At 60.6% G+C, this 15,896-nt stretch carries 19 protein-coding genes; 16 read left to right on the top strand and 3 right to left on the bottom strand.

The genetic code is table 11. The annotated features are described in order from the left end of the window. Positions 1-19: 19 nt before the first annotated feature. The 14 genes from RGQ15_RS00330 to cysE all read left to right on the top strand — a co-directional run bounded on the left by RGQ15_RS00330 (position 20) and on the right by cysE (position 11,752). Entirely contained in the window at positions 20-1,186 is a 1,167-nt protein-coding gene (locus RGQ15_RS00330; protein WP_311158219.1) for a phage major capsid protein, read from the top strand. 130 nt (positions 1,187-1,316) lie between these two features. After that, entirely contained in the window at positions 1,317-1,934 is a 618-nt protein-coding gene (locus RGQ15_RS00325) for a head-tail connector protein (RefSeq protein WP_311158218.1), read from the top strand. Then, complete coding sequence (locus RGQ15_RS00320; protein WP_311158217.1) at positions 1,931-2,281, top strand: head-tail adaptor protein; 351 nt, start codon at positions 1,931-1,933, stop codon at positions 2,279-2,281. The genes RGQ15_RS00325 and RGQ15_RS00320 overlap by 4 nt, the downstream gene beginning before the upstream one ends. After that, positions 2,278-2,697, top strand: coding sequence for a DUF3168 domain-containing protein (locus tag RGQ15_RS00315; protein WP_311158216.1), 420 nt, complete (start codon positions 2,278-2,280; stop codon positions 2,695-2,697). The genes RGQ15_RS00320 and RGQ15_RS00315 overlap by 4 nt, the downstream gene beginning before the upstream one ends. A gap of 12 nt (positions 2,698-2,709) precedes the next feature. Then, a complete protein-coding gene (locus RGQ15_RS00310; protein WP_311158215.1) occupies positions 2,710-3,123 on the top strand; it encodes a phage major tail protein, TP901-1 family in 414 nt (137 codons plus the stop codon). Position 3,124: 1 nt separating this feature from the next. Further along, positions 3,125-3,442, top strand: a complete 318-nt coding sequence (locus tag RGQ15_RS00305) for a gene transfer agent family protein (protein ID WP_311158214.1) — start codon at positions 3,125-3,127, stop codon at positions 3,440-3,442. Next, complete coding sequence (locus RGQ15_RS00300) at positions 3,439-3,660, top strand: phage tail assembly chaperone (RefSeq protein WP_311158213.1); 222 nt, start codon at positions 3,439-3,441, stop codon at positions 3,658-3,660. Before RGQ15_RS00305 ends, RGQ15_RS00300 begins: the two co-directional genes overlap by 4 nt. A 27-nt stretch (positions 3,661-3,687) precedes the next feature. Continuing rightward, positions 3,688-4,350, top strand: a complete 663-nt coding sequence (locus tag RGQ15_RS00295) for a phage tail tape measure protein (RefSeq protein WP_311158212.1) — start codon at positions 3,688-3,690, stop codon at positions 4,348-4,350. Positions 4,351-4,353: 3 nt separating this feature from the next. Further along, positions 4,354-4,986 (top strand): DUF2460 domain-containing protein, encoded by a 633-nt coding sequence (locus RGQ15_RS00290; RefSeq protein WP_311158211.1) that lies wholly within the window; start codon positions 4,354-4,356, stop codon positions 4,984-4,986. After that, positions 4,983-5,807, top strand: a complete 825-nt coding sequence (locus RGQ15_RS00285) for a DUF2163 domain-containing protein (protein ID WP_311158210.1) — start codon at positions 4,983-4,985, stop codon at positions 5,805-5,807. The genes RGQ15_RS00290 and RGQ15_RS00285 overlap by 4 nt, the downstream gene beginning before the upstream one ends. Then, positions 5,804-6,232, top strand: coding sequence for an NlpC/P60 family protein (locus tag RGQ15_RS00280; RefSeq protein WP_311158209.1), 429 nt, complete (start codon positions 5,804-5,806; stop codon positions 6,230-6,232). Before RGQ15_RS00285 ends, RGQ15_RS00280 begins: the two co-directional genes overlap by 4 nt. Positions 6,233-6,244: 12 nt before the next feature. Further along, entirely contained in the window at positions 6,245-10,135 is a 3,891-nt protein-coding gene (locus tag RGQ15_RS00275; RefSeq protein WP_311158208.1) for a baseplate multidomain protein megatron, read from the top strand. Further along, positions 10,128-10,841 (top strand): DUF2793 domain-containing protein, encoded by a 714-nt coding sequence (locus RGQ15_RS00270; protein ID WP_311158207.1) that lies wholly within the window; start codon positions 10,128-10,130, stop codon positions 10,839-10,841. The genes RGQ15_RS00275 and RGQ15_RS00270 overlap by 8 nt, the downstream gene beginning before the upstream one ends. Positions 10,842-10,951: 110 nt before the next feature. Then, positions 10,952-11,752, top strand: a complete 801-nt coding sequence (gene cysE / locus RGQ15_RS00265) for a serine O-acetyltransferase (RefSeq protein WP_311161000.1) — start codon at positions 10,952-10,954, stop codon at positions 11,750-11,752. Between the two features lie 11 nt (positions 11,753-11,763). Here the strand turns inward: cysE and RGQ15_RS00260 are convergent, their stop codons facing one another. Both RGQ15_RS00260 and RGQ15_RS00255 read right to left on the bottom strand, forming a co-directional pair. After that, positions 11,764-12,834: a quinone-dependent dihydroorotate dehydrogenase gene (locus RGQ15_RS00260; RefSeq protein ID WP_311158206.1), complete on the bottom strand. Its 1,071-nt coding sequence runs from the start codon at positions 12,832-12,834 to the stop codon at positions 11,764-11,766. Further along, positions 12,831-13,187, bottom strand: a complete 357-nt coding sequence (locus tag RGQ15_RS00255) for a DUF952 domain-containing protein (RefSeq protein WP_311158204.1) — start codon at positions 13,185-13,187, stop codon at positions 12,831-12,833. The genes RGQ15_RS00260 and RGQ15_RS00255 overlap by 4 nt, the downstream gene beginning before the upstream one ends. Positions 13,188-13,297: 110 nt before the next feature. On the opposite strand from RGQ15_RS00255, the gene RGQ15_RS00250 reads away from it, so the two are divergent. Further along, complete coding sequence (locus tag RGQ15_RS00250; RefSeq protein ID WP_311158203.1) at positions 13,298-14,899, top strand: bifunctional metallophosphatase/5'-nucleotidase; 1,602 nt, start codon at positions 13,298-13,300, stop codon at positions 14,897-14,899. 105 nt (positions 14,900-15,004) lie between these two features. Here RGQ15_RS00250 and RGQ15_RS00245 read toward each other — a convergent pair whose 3' ends face one another. Then, positions 15,005-15,364 (bottom strand): ArsR/SmtB family transcription factor, encoded by a 360-nt coding sequence (locus tag RGQ15_RS00245; protein ID WP_311158202.1) that lies wholly within the window; start codon positions 15,362-15,364, stop codon positions 15,005-15,007. 187 nt (positions 15,365-15,551) lie between these two features. Here RGQ15_RS00245 and RGQ15_RS00240 point away from each other — a divergent pair, with 187 nt between their 5' ends. Further along, entirely contained in the window at positions 15,552-15,896 is a 345-nt protein-coding gene (locus RGQ15_RS00240; RefSeq protein WP_311158201.1) for an AtpZ/AtpI family protein, read from the top strand.

Below are 15,896 nucleotides of genomic sequence, written 5' to 3'. Positions count from 1 at the left end.
TCACCGCAATGGAGGAAGCATGACCGAGGCCAAGGCCGCGGCCGGGGAAGCCATGCCCGGCAACCTTGAGAGCGAGATGATCGGGTTCGTCAATGAACTCAAGATTTTCCGCTTGGATATTCAGAAACGACTGCAAGCACAGGAAGAGCGCATGACCATGCTGGATCGCAAGACCAATCACCGGGGCCGTGCCCCTCTTTCGGCCGAGGCGGATGCCGGTGCGCCGCATCAGAAGGCCTTCGACGCATATGTTCGCCACGGCGACGATGCGGCCCTGCGCGGCATCGTATTGGAAGGGAAGGCCATGACGACCTCGTCTGACGGCGGCTTCCTGGCGGCTCCGACCGTCGCGGTACAGGTTCAGGATGCGCTGAACGTTACCGCCTCGTTGCGCCGCGTTGCCAATGTGGTGACGGTCGAGTCCGCGAATTACGAAGTGCTCGTCGATATGGGAGATATCGCCACGGGCTGGTCGAGCGAGGCCGGAACGCAGGCAGAGACCGGCACATCGGCAGTGCAGCGGGTGGTCATTCCGGTTCATGAACTTTCCGCCATGCCCAAGGCCAGCCAACGGCTGCTGGATGATGCGGCCTTCGACGTCGAGACCTGGCTTGCCGGGCGTATTGCCGAGAAGTTCGCTCGTGCGGAAGCGACTGCCTTCGTCAATGGGGATGGGGTGAACAAGCCCAAGGGCTTCCTGACCCATGCCAAGGCAGCGAACGCAGCGGCAACGAATGCTCAGATCGGAACGATCCCGTCGGGCGGTGCCGGCGATTTCGCCTCGACCAATCCAGCCAATGCACTGATCGATCTTGTCTACGCGCTGGGTGCGCAGCATCGGGCGAACGCAACCTTTGTCATGAACTCGAAGACCGCCGCCGCCGTGCGCAAGATGCGCGACACCGACGGTCGTTTCCTGTGGTCGGATTCCCTTGCGATGGGACAGCCTCCGCAACTGCTGGGCTACCCGGTCCTGCTGTGCGAGGACATGCCCGACATCGCGGCGGGTTCATATGCGATCGCCTTTGGTGATTTCAAAGCGGCCTATACGATCGTCGAGCGCCCCGACCTGCGGGTTCTGCGCGACCCGTTCTCGGCCAAACCGCATGTGCTGTTCTATGCAACCAAGCGTGTCGGCGGTGGCGTGACCGACGCCCGCGCGATCAAGCTCATGGTCTTCGGCTGATCTGAAGCCGAAGGGGGTCGCGCAGCCCAAGTCCGCTTGACCGGCTACTGTCCGCGCGCGCGATGGCGGACATGCGCGACCCCGTTTCGAACCGAACATGCGCCGACCGTGCGAAGGGAAGGGTCTGACGATGATGCTAGTGGAAATGACCGCGCCTCCGGTCGAGGCATTGCCGGTAAGTGGGTTGCGCGCCCATTTGCGTCTGGCGCGAGGGTTCGAGATCGCGGACGACTCGTCCGAGACCGCTGCGCTGACGGGTTTCCTTCGGGCGGCCATGGCGACGGTGGAAGCTCGGACCGGCAAAGTGCTGCTGTCGCGTCAGTTCCGGATGCGCCTGGAAAACTGGCGGGATTGCGAAGCGCAGACGCTGCCCCTGGCTCCTGTCAACTCGATCGACAGGATCGATGTTGATGACGGCGCGGGGCGGGTCACCGTGCTTGACCGCGAAAGTTATCGCCTGGTGGCGGACTTGCAGCGCCCCATTCTGGCACCGCGTTCGGCGTTTCTGCCGACCGTGCCGCAAGGAGGCAGCGTTTCAGTGATCTTTTCGGCTGGCTTCGGCACTGCTTGGGAGGCGATTCCGGCGGATCTGGCGCAGGCGGTCTTACTGCTTGCCGCGCGCTATCACGAGGATCGTACCTTCGAGGGTAGTCAGGCGGCGATGCCATTTGGCGTCAGCGCGCTTGTGGAACGTTGGCGGTCGGTGAGGGTGCTTGGGGGGCGCGGCGCTTCGCGGGGCCGCACATGAGGGCGCCGCGAATGACGGTGCCACTTGTTCTGGAAGCGCCCAAGAGCGAATCCGACGGCATGGGTGGCTTTGAGACAGTTTGGAGCCCCATTGGTGAGCATTGGGCCGAACTCGTGGCCGGTTCAAGCCGTGAGCGGGCAGCAGGGATCGGCAACGAGAACAGGGTGAGCTGGCAGATTAGGGTCAGGGCAGCCGCGGTTTCGGACCCGCGGCGACCGCTTCCAGGCCAGCGGTTTCGGATGGGGAGCGGTTACGCGCTCCGGACCTTTCTGATCGCATCGGTCGCCGAGGATGGTCCGGAAGGCAGATACTTGACGTGCAGAGCTACTGAGGAGGTGCGTCGATGAGCTATCAGGCCGCATTGGCGCTTCAGACATCAATCTATCAGGCTCTCATCGCGAATGACGCGCTGCGCGATCTGGTCGGCGATCGGATCTATGACGCTTCGCCCGCCGTGCCGCCGGCAGGGGTGCATGTGGCGATCGGTCCTGAGGACACCCGGGATGCGGGCGACATGACCGGGCGCGGCTCCGTCCACGAATTGCGGATCTCGGTTCATTCCGGGGCAGATGAACCTGGCGGATTCCGCGAAGCCAAGGCGGTTGCAGCGCAAGTGACCACGGCGCTTGAGAGCGCGTCATTTGCTCTCGCGACGGGGCATCTCGTGGGCATCTGGTTCGTCAGGGCCAAGGCCCAACGCATTGGGAACGGCGACGGTCGGAGGGTCGATCTGATCTTTCGCGCGCGCATCGATCTTGGTTGAGGAGAAGAGAATATGGCAGTGCAGAATGGCCGCGACCTGCTGATCAAGCTGGACATGACGGGTGATGGGCATTTCGAGACAATCGCGGGGCTCAGGGCGACCCGGATCGCGTTCAACGCCGAAACCGTCGATGTCACGAGCCTGGAGAGCGAGGGGCGCTGGAGAGAATTGCTGGGCGGCGCAGGGGTGCGGTCGGCAGCGATCTCGGGTTCCGGCGTGTTTCGCGACGCGACGACGGACGAGCGAGCGCGTCAGGTGTTCTTTGACGGGGAAGTTCCACGCTTTCAGGTGGTGATCCCGGATTTCGGAACCGTCGAGGGGCCGTTCCAGATCACCAGCCTTGAATATTCCGGCAGCTACAACGGAGAGGCGACCTATGAAGTTTCCCTGGCCAGCGCGGGTGCGCTTAGTTTCGTCTCGCTCTGACATGGTCAACCCTTGGAGGGGAGAGGTCGAGGTGGTGCTGAACGATCAGTCCTTCCCGGCCAGGCTGACCCTGGGTGCCCTCGCGGAACTCGAAACAGAGCTGGGTGCCAAAAGCATGATCGAACTGATCGAACGGTTCGAGACCGGGCAGTTCTCCAGCCATGACGTGATCGCTGTAATTGTCGCGGGTTTGCGAGGAGGTGGATGGGAGGGGGAACGATCCAATCTGCTGAATTCCGAGTTGAGAGGCGGGCCGATGGAAGCGGCGAAACTGGCCGCTACGCTGCTTGCACGCGCATTCCGGCTGGAAGGTGCATGAGCCGCCGCTCGCTTGATTGGGCCGGACTCATCAGGGTCGGAATGGGTCCGTCAATGCTTGGTGGGCTCGGGCTGCAACCGGCTGTCTTCTGGGCGCTGACCCCAGCTGAACTGGCGGCAATGCTGGGGGTGGTGGCAGGGGAAGCCGCCATGACGCGGAGCCGCCTGGCAGAGCTCGCGGCCCTTTATCCGGATGCTCAGAGCCATCGGGAAGACTGATTGAAAATCAACACAGGAGTTAGGGCCGTGACCGAAGGAGACGGAATAGATGAGCCTGTGGTCGGACGGGCTTCGCTTGAGAAAAGCATCGACGAAAGCGGGCAGGTAACGGCTGCGTTCGAAAGGGAGTTATCCCGTCTGCGCGACTCGATGCTTTTCACGGGGAGAGAAGTCTCGAGTCTCAGTTCAGGAATTGGCATCGGACTTCGCAGGGCGTTCGAGGGGCTGGTATTCGACGGTGTGAAGCTGAGCGACGCGCTGAAAGGAGTTGCCCGGAGTTTGGCCGACAGCGCATTTTCGGTCGCGATGAAGCCCGTTCAGCAAGCGATTTCAGGGGCGATCTCGCAAGGGGTGAACGGGTTGCTTTCAGGGGCCATGCCCTTCGCGAGTGGTAGTGCATTCACCCAGGGGCGGGTCATGCCTTTCGCCAAGGGAGGGGTGGTGAGCCAGCCGACGCATTTTCCCATGCGCGGCGCGACCGGGCTGATGGGGGAGGCCGGGCCAGAGGCAATCATGCCGCTGACCCGTGGTGCCGATGGCAGGTTAGGGGTCGCCGCCTCGGGCGGAGCAAGGCCCGTCAACGTGACCTTCAATGTTTCGACCCCCGATGTGGCCGGATTCCAGCGGTCGCAAGGACAGATCGCTGCGCAACTGGGGCGGGTCATCGCGCGCGGCGACAGGAACGGGTGAATTATGGCGTTTCACGAGATTAGATTTCCCACCAACCTTTCCTTCGGTTCGGTCGGCGGGCCCGAGCGGCGGACCGAAATCGTTGCCCTGACGAGTGGTCACGAAGAGCGGCGGACGCCATGGCAGCATTCCCGCCGCCGCTACGATGCCGGAATGGGGCTTCGCTCGCTGGACGACATCGCAGCCCTGATCGCTTTCTTCGAAGCCCGTGCAGGCCAGCTTCACGGCTTCCGATGGAAGGATTGGGCCGATTACAAATCCTGCTTTCCTGGCGGGACAATCAGTTCGGCCGATCAGATCATTGGGACCGGAGATGGCGTGAGAAAGGCTTTCGCGCTGAGAAAATCCTATCAGTCCGGGCCTGCACGTTATTGGAGGCCTGTCGTCAAACCCGTGGCGGGCACTGTCCGCGCTGCAGTGGGAAAGGTGGAGCAGCATGAAGCAAGGGATTTCACGCTAGATTCAACGCAAGGCACCATCTCCTTCGAAGTTCCACCCCCGGTTGGCGCAGAGGTGACCGCAGGCTTCGAGTTCGATGTACCGGTTCGGTTCGACACGGATCGGATTGCCGTTTCGGTTGCCTCCTTCCAGGCAGGTGACCTGCCACAAATCCCCGTCATCGAGGTCAGGTTATGATCAGCGAAACAGTAGCCCGGGCCTGGGCTGTCACACGCAGGGACGGTCTTGTTCTGGGGTTCACCGATCATGACCAGAGCATGGTTTTCGAGACTATCTCGTTCAGGCCGGAAAACGGTCTGAGCGCCAGTGCATTGGTGCAATCATCAGGGCTCGCGGTCGACAACTCTGAGGCGACAGGTGCCCTTTCTGACGACGCCATCACCGAGGTTGACATCATGGCGGGCCGTTGGGACGGGGCCGATGTGCGGCTTTGGGACGTGGATTGGACGGACCCACAGCGACGTCATCTGATTTTTCGGGGGTCGTTGGGTGAGATTTCGCACGAGGGGGGTGCGTTCCGCGCCGAGCTGCGCGGCCTATCCGTGCCATTGGGCAGAAGCTTTGGAAGAGTCTTTCACCCACGATGCTCGGCCAATCTGGGGGATGCTAAGTGCACGTTCGACCTTTCGCGGCTTGGCTACACGGCAGAAGGCAAGATCCTGCAAGAGCGCGAAGGTCAGTTTTTTTCGATTTCCGATATTTCAGACAGTGAGACTGGTTGGTTCGAACATGGCAGCTTCATCGTGGTGGCCGGCAAGGCCACCGGATTACAGGGCGTGATCAAATTTGACCGGCGAGACGAAGGCAGATCGCGCGAGGTCGAACTCTGGACGGCTTTGGGTCAGCGACCTGCGATCGGCGATCTCGTGCAGCTTGTGGCAGGCTGCGACAAACGGATGCAAACCTGCCGTGGAAAGTTTGTCAATTCTCTCAATTTCCGTGGCTTTCCACATCTTCCATCGGAAGACTGGCTGCTTTCGCCAGCGGTGAAAAGATGAGCTTGCCAATCGTAGAGTCGGCCCGATCCTGGATCGGAACCCCGTATGTCCATCAGGCTTCGTGCAAAGGGGCAGGGACAGATTGTCTCGGTCTGGTGCGCGGAATCTGGAGAGAGCTTTTCGGGACCGAGCCGGCCATGCTTCCCCATTACACGGCCGATTGGGGGGAGCTTGGAGGCGATGAGCTTTTGCTGAATGCAGCGCGGACGTTCCTGTGGTCTTCCCCTGTCGAGGCGGCGGGGGATGTTCTCGTTTTCAGGATGAAGGTCGGCTGCGTCGCCAAGCACATGGGGATAGTCGCCGCAGCCGGTCCCGAGCCGAGCTTTGTTCACGCCTATGAGCGCCACGGGGTCGTGGAAAGTCCTCTTTCAGGGCCATGGCGTGCGCGGATTGCCGGGCGTTTCCGGTTTCCTCCACTCAACTGACAAGGATGCATCATGGCGACGATCTTGCTCGCGGCTGCCGGCGCGTCACTGGGAGCCGGGTTCGGCGGCACGGTGATGGGCCTTTCGGGTGCCGTCATTGGCCGTGCAATCGGCGCGACTGTCGGAAATGCGCTGGACCAACGCCTTTTGGGGGGCGGATCCAAAGCGGTCGCAACGGGGCGGATCGACCGGCTGCGAATTCAGTCGGCAGGAGAAGGAACCCCTATCCCGCAGATTTGGGGGCAGATGCGGGTTTCTGGACATGTGATCTGGGCTGGAGAGCTGATCGAGACGAGCGAGCGCCGAGGCGGAGGCAAGGGAACCGCGCCAAGTGTGACGGAATACGGCTATCGCCTGAGCTTTGCCTTGGCCTTGTGCGAAGGGCCGATCCTGGGAATAGGTCGGGTCTGGGCGGACGGCGAAGAAGTGTCGCCAGACGATCTGAACTTGCGCGTCTACCTGGGTCGCGAAGACCAGCTTCCTGATCCGGTGATCGTTGCGGAAGAGGGTGACGACGCGCCCGCCTATCGCGGCATCGCGTATGTCGTTTTGGAGAACCTGTTGCTTGAACGTTGGGGCAATCGCGTTCCGCAATTGTCCTTCGAGGTCACACGTGCGGCGGATCAGGGGCGGGGATTGTCTCGACAGGTCGAAGCGGTGGCAATGATACCTGGCACGGGAGAGTATTCTTTGGCGACCACTCCGGTGACCTATGACTTCGGTCTGGGAGAGACCCGCGTCGTCAACCGAAACACGCCATCCGCGAAGACAGACTTCAGCGCATCGATGCGTACGCTGGCCTGCGAATTGCCAAATGTGAGATCCATTTCTTTGGTCGTGTCATGGTTCGGCGATGACCTTCGAGCGGGCGATTGCTCGATCAAGCCAAAGGTCGAGGACAGATCTCGTGACGGAGACGAGATGCCCTGGCGGGCAGGAGGCATCGGCAGGGACCAGGCGGAGGAAGTCGCGAGGTCGCAAGAGCGTCCGATATACGGTGGAACGCCAGCGGATGGATCGGTAATTGAGGCAATCCGAGAAATCGCGGCAAGTGGTCGAAGGGCCGTCTTCTATCCGTTCATCCTCATGGAACAGCAACAGGGGAATGGCAAAGCTGACCCCTGGACCGGGGCGAAAGATCAACCTGTCATGCCTTGGCGCGGGAGAATTACCTCGAACATTGCAGCGGGGCGGGAAGGCAGCTCCGCCGGCACCCAATCGGCGACGGAAGAGGTCGCGAGGTTTTTTGGAGCGGCCGAGGTCGATGATTTCGTACAAGCTGGTGACACCATCAGTTTTGTCGGCGCCGAGGAGTGGTCATATCGCCGCTTTATCCTGCATTACGCTCATCTTTGCGCCATTGCCGGAGGAATTGACGCATTTCTGATCGGTTCGGAAATGGTCGGACTGACACAGATCCGGGGTGAGGGACTGTCCTTTCCTGCGGTCGTGGCGTTGAGAAAGCTGGCAGCAGATGTCCGTCATATCCTGGGGGACGATGTGAAGATCGGCTATGCCGCCGATTGGTCCGAGTACTTCGGCTATCATCCGGGCAATGGCGACGTCTATTTTCATCTGGACCCGCTCTGGGCCGATGAGAACATCGATTTCATCGGCATCGACAATTACATGCCGCTTTCGGATTGGCGGGACGGAGATACGCATTTGGACGCACATTGGCGGCGTCCCGACAATCCCGACTATCTGCGAGCCAATGTCGCAGGTGGGGAAGGGTATGACTGGTATTATGCGCGGGAAGTCGACCGGCAAGAGCAGATCAGGCTGCCGATCCGCGACGGGCTTTTCGACGAGCATTGGATATGGCGATACAAGGATATCAGGAACTGGTGGCTGAACGAACATCACGACCGCATTGCAGGCATTCGTCAAGCCAAGCCTAGCCCGTGGGTGCCTAGATCCAAACCGATCTGGTTTACCGAGATGGGCTGCGCATCCCTCGATAAGGGTACCAATCAACCCAACAAGTTCCTGGATGCCGCAAGCTCTGAATCAGCGCTGCCCTATTTTTCGAATGGCGGGCGCGACGATGCGATACAGGCTGCCTACATTCGCGCGGTGACCGAGCATTGGGGCAACCCCAAGAACAACCCTCCGCGAGACGAATACGGTCGCATGGCGGCCGGGCGAATGATCGACATGAGCCGTGCCCATGTCTGGTGCTGGGATGCACGGCCTTTCCCGGCTTTTCCCTCGCTGACCGAACTATGGTCGGACGGACCGGCTTGGCAGCGGGGCCATTGGCTGAACGGGCGGGCGGGTGCCGTTCCTTTGGCGGACGTTGTGGCCGAGATCTGCCGAGGAACGGGTGTTGCTTCCTTTGATGCCGAGGGCCTTTCCGGTCTGGTGCGAGGTTATTCGATCTTGGGGTCTGATAGCGGAAGGTCGGCCCTGCAGCCACTGATGCTGGCCCATGGCTTCGATGCGGTGGAAAGAGACGGGGTTCTGCAGTTTCGAATGCGCGACGGCTATGTCGATTTCGTTGTGCAGCGGGAAAACATGGCAGTTGATGAGGATATCTCGGGGCTTGAGGTTGCCCGGGCAGGAGACGCCGATTTCGCCGGTCGGATCCGGCTGACGCATATAGAATCTGGTGGAGACTATTCCGTTCGAACCGCGGAGACGGTTCTTCCTGGCGGTGAGTTTCGAGCTTCGTCGGATAGTGAACTGCCGATGCTTTTGACCAAGCCAGAGGCCCGCGCCATCGCCGAACGCTGGATGGGCGAGACCGTCATCGCCAAGGACACGGTTCGTTTTGCCTTGCCTGCTTCCATGTCGGCGCTCGGTCCTGGGGATATCGTGCAGGTGACAGAGGGTTCAGGGGATCCTAAACGCTGGCGGGTCGACAGGGTCGAGAAGGCTGGAGCGATTCAGATCGATGCCGTCCGTGTGGAGCCCGGGGTTTACAGATCCCCGCGCTTGCTCGAGGACGAGACAGTTGCGCGAGCATACGCGCCTCCAACTCCTTTGTGGTCGACCTTTCTGGACCTTCCCTTGCTTCGTGGCGATGAAAGGCCACATGCGCCCCATATCGCGGTATCAGCGACCCCATGGCCAGGATCGGCTACCGTCTGGGGATCCGCCCAGATCGACGCAGGTTATTCGCGCAATGTCGTCGTGCCATCACGATCTGTCATTGGGACGACGCTCACGCCTCTCGCAAAGGCGAGATCGGGGGTTTGGGATTTGGGTCCTGCGCTGCGGATGCGTGTCAAAGGCGGAAACCTTGAGTCCGTTTCCGCAACAGCCCTGCTTGAAGGCAAGAACTTACTGGCGATCGGTGACGGCTCTGCCGAGGGTTGGGAGCTTGTTCAGTTCCGAGACGCAAAGCTCGTTTCGTCGGGTGTCTGGGAGGTGAGTGTCAGGTTGCGCGGATTGGCAGGCACCGAGGCAATGATGCCTGATGTCTGGCCGGCGGGAAGTTTGGTGGTTCTGATGGATGGCGCTGCCGTCCAGCTAGATATTCCGCCTAGTGCGCGAAATCAGCAGCGACATTGGCGCGTCGGGCCGGGCACGCATGGCCCCGATGATCCCAGTTACCGCACCTTGACCGCGGCTTTTCGGGGCGCGGGGCTAAGGCCCTTCTCGCCTTGTCATATTGCAGTGAATGGCTCGACCATAACTTGGATTCGCAGAACTCGCATTCAAGGAGATGGATGGGAGGGTCTCGACGTTCCTCTCGGCGAAACTCGAGAGGAATACCTTGCCCGCCTTGTCCAGAACGGTTCCATCATTGAACAAGCGATCGTCTCGGAACCGAGATGGGATGTGCCCATCCAGGTCTGGTCCCAGCTGCGCGCGGCGGGAGCATTCGAAGTCGAAATTGCCCAAATGTCCGATGAGTTCGGCGCGGGCCCGTTTGCAAGGAAGGTGATCAATGTCTGACAGCGCGACCGCCAATCTGGAATTGCCGCTGCTTCTTCCAGCCCAGGCGCAGAAGCACGTGACCGTCAATGATGCGATGATGCGTCTCGACGGAGCTATCGATCTTGTCTTGCAGAGCCTCTCTCGCGCGATGCCCCCAGATACGGTCGAAGACGGTCAGTGCTGGGGGGTGCCCATGGGGGCGAGCAACGCATGGGAAGGTCAGGGCGGCAAGATCGCCATCGGATCAAACGGAGGATGGATCTTCGCGCGACCGAAACTTGGCCGTCGGGCGCTGGTCGCGGATCGGGGTGTCCAGGCGATCCATGACGGATCGCAATGGGTGCTCGGGGCTGTCACGCTCGGATCGCACGGGTCTGGTCTGTTGACGGGGCAGGCGACAGAGGATGTCGTGCTCGGACCGGGCAGTTCAGCGACCACGTCACTTGTGATTCCGTCCGGCGTGATGGTCATTGGCGTCACCGCCCGGGTTTTGACGGCGATCAACGGCACGTTGGCTTCGTGGTCCCTGGGGCATTCCGATGCGACGAACCGCTTCGGCGAAGGGTTGGGAAAAGGCGCGGGATCGTGGTCTCGCGGCCTTCTTGGAACCCCCATGAGCTACTGGGAGCCGACGCCGCTGCAACTTACGGCAACTGGCGGCCAGTTCGGTGGCGGAAAAGTGCGTGTCGTGGCGCATTGGCTTGAACTGCGACTGCCGGACTAGACTGCCCTTTCGGTCGTAACCGGTTTGGGATAATAATCGGGTAAATGAACCAACAAAGCTTCGGTGCCATGAACCTGAGCAAGGACATCGTCGAACCGCTGCCACAGGAAATGCGCGACGAAACGCGCATTTCTGTCTGGTCGCGAATTCAGAGAGAGGCCCGCATTGCCGTGCGGGACGAGCCATTGCTGGGCGCGCTGATCCATGCGGGCCTGCTGCATCATGCGACATTTGAGGCGGCTCTTGCCTACCGGTTTTCGCTGAAGCTCGCTTCAAGGGAAATGAGCGAACAGATCCTCCGCGAAATCGCGGATGACGCATTCGCGCGTTCTCCGGAACTTGCACTGGCAGGGCAAGCCGACCTCATTGCCGTTTACGACCGTGACCCCGCGACGCACAGGCTCATGCAGCCCATCCTGTTCTTCAAAGGTTATCAGGCGCTTCAATCCTATAGGATCGGGCATTGGTTGTGGGAGCAGGGCCGCCACGACATGGCCTATTTCGTGCAGATGCGTTGCTCGGAAGTGTTCGGTGTCGACATTCATCCCGCCGCGCGCATCGGTACCGGCGTCATGATCGACCACGCCCATTCGATCGTCATTGGCGAAACGGCAGTGGTCGGCAATGACGTCTCGATGCTGCATTCGGTTACCCTTGGCGGCACCGGCAAGGAAGACGGAGATAGGCATCCCAAGATTGGCAACGGGGTGATGATCGGGGCGGGCGCAAAGGTCCTTGGCAATATCAAGGTGGGCCATCATTCGCGCATCGCAGCAGGATCGGTCGTGCTGAGCGAGGTGCCGCCCTGCAAGACCGTAGCCGGGGTGCCCGCGCGGATTGTCGGCGATGCGGGGTGCAGCGATCCGTCAAGTGCCATGAACCAGCTCTTGGGGCACGAGGGCCCCTTTTAGATCCTTCTAGATCAGAGCCATTCCTCGCGTCCGCTGCCTGTCAGCTCGGCCAAGGAAACCTTCTCGCGCTCGAGTCTTTGATCGAGTTCTTGGACGATCTGGTCCGCGAAAGAAAAGCCCTTGTAGATCAGGGCGGAATAGATCTGGACGGCAGAGGCCCCCGCGCGGATTTTCTGCCACGCATCCTCGGTCGAGGAAATTCCGCCGACACCAATGATCGGAAGCCTGCCGTCGATGAGTTGGCTGAGCTTGGCAAGGATGCGTGTCGATCTTTGCATGATCGGGGTACCGGAAAGCCCGCCCGTTTCGCTTGCACGAGGCGACGAAAGACCGTCGCGAGATAGTGTGGTGTTCGTCGCAATGATTCCGTCGACGGATGCCGAGACTGCGACCGAAGCGATGTCGGCGAGACCGGCGTCGTCGAGGTCGGGTGCAATCTTGACAAAAACTGGGGGGCGGCTTGCGAGGCCGTCGCGGGTTGTAATGACGCCGTCGAGCAATGCGGCGAGCGCATCCGGCCCCTGAAGGTCTCTCAGTTTCTCGGTATTGGGCGACGAGACATTGACCGTCAGGAAATCCGCGGCCTCGCCCGCGACACGCACGACCTGTGAAAAATCCGCGCTCTTGTCCTGACTGTCCTTGTTCGCTCCGATGTTCAGCCCAACCGGGATGCCCTTCGGGTAGCCGGAAGGGCGGCGAGCCAGGCGCTCGGCGATTGCCTCTGCACCTTCATTGTTGAAGCCAAAGCGATTGATGATTGCTTGGTCCTCGGTAAGGCGGAACAGTCGGGGCTTCGGATTTCCGGGCTGAGGACGCGGAGTAGCCGCGCCCACTTCGATGAACCCAAAGCCCGCGCGCATAAGGGACGGGACCACCCGCGCATTCTTGTCGAAGCCGGCAGCCAGTCCGACGGGATTGGGGAGATCGAGCCCGGCAATCGAAACGCGCAGCCGGCTGGACGTCCTGATTGCTTTCGGCATTGGTACAAGGCCGCGCTCGAGCGCGAAGATCGAAAGATCATGAGCGCGCTCTGGATCGAACGAGTGAAGCGCTGCAAGCCCAAGGCGTTCGATCAGGTTCATTCCAGTTCTCCTGTGATATGCCCGTCGGGACCGATGCCGATGTCACGAGTCCAGACGATATCCGCAACGCGCAGTACACGGTAGAGATGTGGAAAGAGATCTCCTCCACGGGATGGCTCCCATTTCAGAGGGGCAAGCAATTCCGTTTCGACCGCGAGCAATCTTAGTCCCGTCTCGCCGGCAAAGTGCTTGGTGAGCGTACCGGCAAGCTGCGATGCCGTGGACAGATGGATATACCCGTCCGCGAGATCGACGGGCGAACCAGCGCTTTCACCATCGCGCAGCAACTGTTCGTATTCCGGGGCTCTGAAGATCTTATAGGCACGCATGGTCAGGTTCTTGCGCTGCGCCATTGGGCGCGTCAAGGCAGAACCACCCGATGCGGCCCGATCCCCGGTTGACGCATACCCAAGCATCTCCGAAGCTGCCTTCCAGTCCCATCACCGGTGACGAGAGGAAACGGATGAAACGCTTGTTTTTGGTGTCTGCGGCGACTGCCGTGATTGGGGCGGGTGCCGCCCAGGCCGACTTCACCCTGCATATTCTCCACATCAACGACTTTCATAGCCGCATCGAGCCGATCAACAAGTACGACGCCACTTGCGACGCCGAAACCGAGGCCAAGAACGAATGTTTCGGAGGGGTGGCGCGGCTGACCACCAAGATCAGGGAACTGCGAGACGAGTTCAGGGCCAATGGCGAGAATGTCGTCGTGCTCGACGCCGGAGATCAATACCAGGGAAGCCTTTTCTACACGACCTACAAGGGCAAAGACACGGTCGAGTTCATGAACGAGATCGGATTCGATGCCATGGCCGTCGGAAACCACGAATTCGATGATGGGCCGGGGGGGCTTCAGACCTTGGCTGACGGCGTCTCGTTCCCGGTCATTTCGGGCAATCTTGATCTGTCCCAGTCTCCAGAGCTCAAAGGCAAGGTGGCGGATTTTGTGACCCTGGACGTAGGCGGAGAAAAACTGGGTATTGTTTCGGCGCTTGCGATGGATACGCCCGAAACCTCTTCTCCGGGCGATAAGGTCATTTTCCAGGACGATCTGGAAAGCCTGAAGGCAGATGTCCAGGAGCTGACTGCTGCCGGTGTAAACAAGATAGTCGCGCTGACTCATGAAGGTTACAGGCGCGACCAGGAAATCGCGGCCGAGGTTGCCGGCATAGATGCGGTGATAGGCGGACATAGTCATACGCTTCTGGGGGAGATGGACGGGGCCGAAGGACCTTATCCCACGATGGTCGCGTCTGCCGATGAGGCCGATGTGCCCGTCGTTACCGCCTATGCTTATGGCAAGTATCTCGGCCATCTGAAGCTGACCTGGAATGAGGACGGTCAGATCATCAAGGCGGAGGGATCACCCATCCTTCTCGATTCATCCGTTGCGCCCGACGAGGCAATCGCGGCCCGTGTCAAGGAAATGGCGGCTCCAATCCAGGAGCTGAAGGAAAAGCTGGTGGCGGAGACCAAGGCTCCGATCGATGGCAGCCGCGACAACTGCCGTCAGCGGGAATGCGAGATGGGTGTCGTCGTGGCTGACGCCATGCTCGATCGGGTCAAGGCGCAAGGGATCACCATCGCAGTTGCGAATGGCGGCGGATTGCGGACCTCGATCGATGCCGGCCCAGTCACGATGGGCGAGGTGCTGTCGGTCCTTCCGTTCCAGAACACCCTTTCTACCTTCAAGCTGAAGGGCGAAGATCTCGTGAAGGCACTGGAAAACGGTGCAAGTCAGTATGAGGAAAAGGCAGGGCGCTTCGCACAGGTCGCGGGCCTGAAATATACCGTCGACCCGACGGCCGAACCCGGAACGCGGATATCCGATGTGCAGGTCCGCGAGGGTGGAACCTGGGCGCCGATCGACCCATCAAAACTTTACGGTGTGGTGTCGAACAATTACATGCGTGCCGGAGGGGACGGGTACAAGATCTTTGCGACGAACGCGAAGGATGCCTATGATTTCGGCCCGGATCTGGCGGACGTGCTGGCCGAATACCTCATTCGGCAGGGGCCGGGCTTCAAGCCCGCTCTCGATGGGCGCATCACCGTCAAGTAGGGTTATCATCGTACGTCGTCGGGTCATGTCCCTGTCATGACCCGATCGCTTCGCTCAGCATCGTCAACGCAAAATGACTCGATACAGACAGGCTGGTCGCGCCGATCAGGCTGGCTCGTCCTTCTGAGAACCGCCGCCTTCGAGTTCGGACTGCAGGAACCGTTCGAAATCGTCAAGATCGACCGGCTCGAATTGGCCGAAGCCCTGCATCCAAACCGAGGCGCTGCGTAGCCCTTCGGGTTCGAGCTTGCACCAGATGATCCGCCCCCTGCGTTCCTGTCTGATCAGGCCGGCACCGACCAGCACTGCAAGGTGTTTCGAGATCGCGGCCAGGCTGACTTCGAAGGGGGCGGCCACGTCGGTCACCGCCATGTCGTCTTCAAGCAGCATGGCAAGAATGGCCCGCCGCGTTGGATCCGCGAGTGCAGCGAAAATCGTGTCGAGGCTTGGGTTCTGGAGGGCCATGCGAGTTTACTTAACTGACGGGTTGAATATTGCCCATCGGGCAGCTGCGCCGCAAGTGCTGCGCCGTAGCAAATTCGGATTGATTTAAAGCGAACTATTACAAGTTCTTAGCAATTCCTCCTGCTTGCTTGACTTGCAGCGCCGCAGCACCTATCACCGCCCCAACCGATAACGGGGGTGTGAAGGCGTGGCCGATAAGCAGGACCATGATGCCGCGCGTGCCCGGGACGCGGAGCGGTTGCGCGAACTGGAAGCCCGATTGGGCCAGAAGACGGCGCAAGTACCGGGCTCACGCGGGGAAGAGCATTTCAGTCAGGCCAATATGGCCTGGCGCATGGTGACCGAACTTGTGGCCGGATTGGGCATCGGGTTCGGGATCGGATTTGGGCTGGACTATTTGTTCGGCACGACGCCGCTCCTGATGGTCGTCTTCGTGCTTCTGGGCCTTGCGGCCGGAGTGAAGACGATGATGAGAACGGCGAAGGAAATAGGCAAGGCACCGGAGCAACCCGGCGACGACGAGGGTAAATGA

Source organism: Paracoccus sp. MBLB3053 (genome assembly GCF_031822435.1).
In the GTDB taxonomy this organism is placed as follows: domain Bacteria; phylum Pseudomonadota; class Alphaproteobacteria; order Rhodobacterales; family Rhodobacteraceae; genus Paracoccus; species Paracoccus aurantius.
This window is presented reverse-complemented; position numbering and strand designations above follow the sequence as displayed.